The following is an 818-nucleotide window of genomic DNA, read 5'->3' as shown; positions in this document are numbered from 1 at the left end:
CCGTCATTCCCATCCTCGGTTGTAAAGTTAAGATTATTTCTTGTAATCTCCTGCTTTTCACACTGTTTGATGCTTATAGCAGAACTTGTCGTACTTTCCCGTTAGTTGAATTGCAAATCACTTGGGCCAGCCACCCCAAATATCGAGTTTATTCCCATCTGGGTCGTAGGCATAAAAATTAAGACCACAGCCCTCGTTATCTTCAATCTCTGACACATTAGCTTCATTATTTTTCATTTGGCTGAAGAGTCCGTGAAAATCGTTGACTTCCAAGGTAAGTGCACATTGTTCTATTCCTTCGGTTTGTGTGTAGTTCAAGGTTTTCCTCTCAGGAGTTCTAATCAAAAATATGGCTTGTCCCGAAGGGATACGGAGCTGAGCCTGATTATCATGGACAGGTCTCATTAACTCCAAACCCAAGTTTTGAACATACCATTGGGCCGATTTTTCTGTATCCGTTGTAGGGATGTAGATGCAGTTAATCTCTTTTACTATACTCACTAAGTTTCCTCCTTGAATTTATTGTTGTTGGTTTGTTACGACTTATTGTACATCTACGTAATTGTATCAAACATTGGCATTTTATGGTATATACAATAGAAAGGGTTTATTCAACTAACCTGCCCGTTCGTATTATGAGGTCACCAGATCTTTCTGGTGGACCTCATTTTTGTGTGGTCGTAAGATAACGGTAGCCGGGGATAGAACGTACCTGCCCGTGGGACTTAGATCCCGAGTGCTATTCTGTTCATCCCCCCTACTTGTTCAACCATGGTTAGGCTGGTTGGGACGTTGATCCCGTGGGACGTTGATCCCGT

At 42.2% G+C, this 818-nt stretch carries 1 protein-coding gene; it reads right to left on the bottom strand.

Going from position 1 to position 818, the window contains the following annotated elements; all coding sequences use genetic code 11:
* Positions 1-117: 117 nt before the first annotated feature.
* Entirely contained in the window at positions 118-501 is a 384-nt protein-coding gene (locus AC1DWN_RS34610; RefSeq protein WP_477563324.1) for a VOC family protein, read from the bottom strand.
* Between the last annotated feature and the right edge of the window lie 317 nt (positions 502-818).

The organism is Paenibacillus sp. P4_A7, from assembly GCF_056402455.1.
Note: the sequence above shows the minus strand (reverse complement) of the source record. Positions and strands in the feature narration are given on the sequence as shown.